Origin of the sequence: Mesorhizobium sp. M7A.F.Ca.CA.002.04.1.1, from assembly GCF_004022805.1 — a bacterium.
In the GTDB taxonomy this organism is placed as follows: Bacteria; Pseudomonadota; Alphaproteobacteria; order Rhizobiales; family Rhizobiaceae; genus Mesorhizobium; species Mesorhizobium ciceri.
This window is the reverse complement of record NZ_RZPL01000534.1, coordinates 1-4,105: the sequence shown is the minus strand read 5'-3', so window position 1 is coordinate 4,105 and position 4,105 is coordinate 1. Positions and strand designations below refer to the sequence as shown.

The window sequence follows — 4,105 nt, the reverse complement described above, 5'->3', positions numbered from 1 at the left end:
ATCTCTATAGCAACGTCAAGGAGAAGCGCGAGGTGTTGCAGATGTGGTCAAATCACATCGAATGGCTGATCAAGCAGGCTGCGGATGACGCTCTGGCGGCGTAGCTGCTGGCATGGGCGGAAGATGCGGCGCAACAATCGTCAGAGCCTCATCGAATTGGAGAGCATGCTTGACCAGCAAATGCGCGGCCAATGCTTCGATGGCCGACCAGTGATCGAGTACTAGCCGGGCCGTGCAATCTTCGATCCGCCCCCAATCGGGGCGGCGCGGCATCAGGAACCGCAACTCACCATAGATTCGCTTGGCATCCGCGTAGTCGCTGCTCCCCTCATTCCCATCGGACGCATTCATCGCCATATCGCGCGGGTCCAGATAGCCTTCGAATGCGGATTCTGCAAAAGGACCTGCCAGACACGCAACTATCTCCCGGATCGCATCATCGCGTTCCAAACATCGATCCATATCGTCCTCGAAAATCGGCTTTCGCTTCGAGGTGAATCCTTGCGCTGAATAAAAAACCGCGCCTTCGACAACACCACCGCACTCTCCGTCACCGACGTCGGGGTAAATACTAACACTTGAGAAAGCAGGGAGTTCACGGTCGTCGTCGAACATCTGACGGTGCAAAACGATGGCGGCCACCGCGTGCCCGGCTTCGTGATGCGCCACAGACGGGAGAAGATATTGGGAGGCTACATTCATGCGGTGCGGCTCTCAGATCTAGTTTCCATCCAAGCCCTGATATCGGATTCAAGCCATGCGACTCGGCCGGGGGAGATGCGACGCCGCTTAGGGAACAGGCCTGCCTTCAGAGTCGCGCGGTCGCGCTCGAACTGCGTTCCACTGAAGTGCTTCAGGGTCTTTGCCGACTGGCCGGCGGCCCAGGCAAGTGCCCGCTCGCCTTCCACATCTTCAAGCCAAAGATAGAGATCGTCGTCGGGAGCATCCAGCGTTGGACGGACATCAAATGCGTTCATGTCCGGACAGCCTTCAGAAAGAAGGGATAGAGGCTTCCGTTTGATCGGGAACGCTTAGTGTTGGTAGCGGCGCCCACATGTTCGAAAAGCGTGATCATTGATGAGTTCTTCCAGTCGGTGCGGCATCGCAGTGCTTTTGCGCATAGGACCGCAATTGTCGTGCCAACTGGGAAAATCGTTTCGGAACAACGTGATCGCTCTGGCAGCGTTGTGTCAGATGTCCGACATCGTCGAGAATCCGACAACGAGTGCTCCTCCTAATCACCGGATCAACCTCCGGCGCCAGTCGGTGACACCGCATTCCTCTGTCTTTCCAGGAGACGGCGTGGACATCAATGCCGTTCCTCACCGAACCCGCCTCCTAGCCCTTCGCCCATACGTCACGGCCGCCCCCCGGTTTGGCTTCAACCTGAAGGATTACGGCGTCCTCTTCGCAGAGAAGATCGGGTTGTTCGTGGCGCGCGCAGCGGAGCCCAAGGAGCTTTTCTGGGTTGCGGATACTGGCATGTCGATATTACGACCGTGTGTCCTTCGACAAGCTTGGTGGCTTCTTCAACCAGAATCTCGCCGCGGAGATCGAATCGTTATCTGCGCCGCAAAGTGCGGCCGGTGAGCGGCGTGGCCCTGCGTTCCAGTTGGCCACGGTCCTCGCTGGGACGAGCAAGTAAATGGCTTGCGCAGCAACGGTGCGATCACACCTGGAGCACGGCGTCATCAGGAAAGCGCCATCCTTGTGCGCCCACGACACCCTGGTCGCCATCGGCCGCATCGCGGGGGGGCACTGTGGGCGATAACCATTCATTGATCTGGGCGATTGAGGGTTCTGCCGGGGCGCTATTGCTGCTCGGTAGGGCTGCGGGCTGGCGAGTCTACCAAGGCGAGCAACGACAGGCGAGACGGCAGACATTACGTGACGGAACTTGATATTGCAGTGCAGCAAGCGTAGAGCACCGCGCGCTTATCGGAGTGTCGTCCATGGCCCTTACCAATGCTGGTAACGAGGCAGAACCTGTCGAACAATCGAGCCATTCTGAGGTCGAGCAGCACAGCACCAAGGCGCTGATGTTGGGCGCACTAGGTGTCGTTTATGGCGATATAGGCACCAGCCCGATCTATGCATTTCGCGAGGCGTTGCATGCATCAGCGGGTGGCAACGTCGCCAGCCGTGGCGACATCCTCGGCGTACTCTCGCTGATCATCTGGTCCCTGACGATCACCGTGACGATCAAATACATCATGTTCGTGCTCCGCGCCGACAATCGAGGCGAGGGCGGAGTGCTGTCGCTTATGGCGCTGGCGCGCAACAGTTTCCCGACCTGCTCTGCGGTGATCCTCGGCATCGGCATCGGCATCGGCATCGTCGGCGCGGCGCTTTTTTTTGGCGACGCCGTCATTACGCCGGCAATCTCGGTACTGTCGGCGGTCGAAGGTATGAATGTCGTCACGCCGACGTTCCAGCCCTATGTGGTGCCGCTGACACTGGCCATCCTGGCGATCGTGTTTGCGGTACAGCGGTTTGGCACCGGCGGCGTAGGATTGGTGTTCGGACCCGTTACCGCGCTGTGGTTCCTGGCCATCGGCCTTTCCGGGCTCAACCACATCATGGACGACCCGGAAATCCTGCTGGCAATCAGCCCGCATTACATCGTGTCGTTCCTGGTCAACTCGCCTGACGTCGCCTTCGTTACGGTTGGTGCAGTCTTCCTCGCCGTCACCGGAGCCGAGGCGCTCTACGCCGACCTCGGCCATTTCGGCCGCAAGCCGATCGTGCTCGCCTGGCTGGCGATCGTGTTCCCTTGTCTGTTGCTCAATTATGTCGGGCAAGGCGCCTTCGTGCTGGCAAATGGCGGCGTTGTCGGTCATCCGTTCTTCGAGATGAACCAGGGCTGGACGCTTATTCCGATGGTCGTGCTTGCCACGGCGGCGACCGTGATCGCCTGCCAGGCGGTGATCTCCGGCGCCTTTTCGCTGACCAGGCAAGCGGTACAGCTCAACATGCTGCCGCGTTTCGTCATCCAGCACACGTCGGAAAAACAGTCGGGCCAGATCTATCTGCCGCGCATCAACCTGATGCTGGCGCTGGTGGTGATGCTGCTGGTGGTCGGCTTCGGCGAATCCAGCCGGCTGGCCTCGGCCTACGGTATTTCGGTGACCGGCAATATGCTGGTGACGAACATACTGCTTTTTGTTGTGATGACGCGCATCTGGAAATGGCCGCTCGGCGTCGCGATAGCCTTAATGGCGGTGTTCGTCTTCATCGATACCGGCTTCTTTGCAGCTAACATCGTCAAGGTATTCGAAGGCGGCTGGGCCTCGCTTGCCATTGCCGCAGTGATCGTGATGACCATGTGGACTTGGATAAGAGGCAGCAGGTATCTATTTGACAAGACGCGCAGGAACCAGATTCCGCTCGATTTCCTTGCGGGCAATCTGTTGAAGAAGAAACCGCAGCTGGTGTCCGGTACGGCCGTGTTCCTGACCAGCGATCCCGCCAGTGCGCCGACCGCGTTGATGCACAGCCTGAAGCACTACAAGGCGCTGCACGAACAGAACGTCATCCTCTCTGTGGTGACGGCGCAGCAGCCCGTGGTGCCCGACAGCGAGCGGATCAAGATGGAAACGATCAATGAGCTGTTCATGCGGGTGACACTGACCTTCGGCTACATGGAACAGCCTAACATCCCGCGTGCGCTGGCGATCTGCCGCAAGCAGGGTTGGAAGTTCGACATCATGACGACGTCCTTCTTCCTGTCGCGTCGCTCGCTCAAGGCGTCACCCAACTCCGGCATGCCGGTGTGGCAGGACAAGCTGTTCATCGGCTTGGCGCGCACGGCCGCCGACGCGACGGAGTATTTCCAGATCCCGACCGGACGTGTGGTCGAGATCGGAACGCAAGTGGCCGTTTAGGTATGCCCGGTTAAGCAGAATCAATTGGCATTTCGCGAGCCGGTGAATGCCTGACCGGGCGGAGGCCACGATGCTTGCGCCAAACTGGGGTCCGGTTCCAGGCCTGAAGCTTCCGGCCCCGAAAGCCGTCCTTTACGCCTGCGATCATTTCCGTTCCGCATTGTCTTGCCGACCCACCAGTCGAGATGCGCTGAAACGACCTCGCCGGGCAGCAACTTATC

General features: G+C 59.2%; 4 protein-coding genes. 1 reads left to right on the top strand and 3 read right to left on the bottom strand.

The window, feature by feature from the left end:
* Positions 1-69 precede the first annotated feature (69 nt).
* Both ENZ75_RS23575 and ENZ75_RS35660 read right to left on the bottom strand, forming a co-directional pair.
* Positions 70-642 (bottom strand): hypothetical protein, encoded by a 573-nt coding sequence (locus ENZ75_RS23575; RefSeq protein WP_128278345.1) that lies wholly within the window; start codon positions 640-642, stop codon positions 70-72.
* A gap of 56 nt (positions 643-698) precedes the next feature.
* A complete protein-coding gene (locus tag ENZ75_RS35660) occupies positions 699-977 on the bottom strand; it encodes an AlpA family phage regulatory protein (protein ID WP_063169289.1) in 279 nt (92 codons plus the stop codon).
* A 975-nt stretch (positions 978-1,952) separates the two neighbouring features.
* Here ENZ75_RS35660 and ENZ75_RS23565 point away from each other — a divergent pair.
* A complete protein-coding gene (locus tag ENZ75_RS23565; RefSeq protein WP_063169287.1) occupies positions 1,953-3,884 on the top strand; it encodes a potassium transporter Kup in 1,932 nt (643 codons plus the stop codon).
* Between the two features lie 20 nt (positions 3,885-3,904).
* Here ENZ75_RS23565 and ENZ75_RS34685 read toward each other — a convergent pair.
* The coding region (locus ENZ75_RS34685; protein WP_206617085.1) for a hypothetical protein at positions 3,905-4,105 on the bottom strand (201 nt) is incomplete at its 5' end.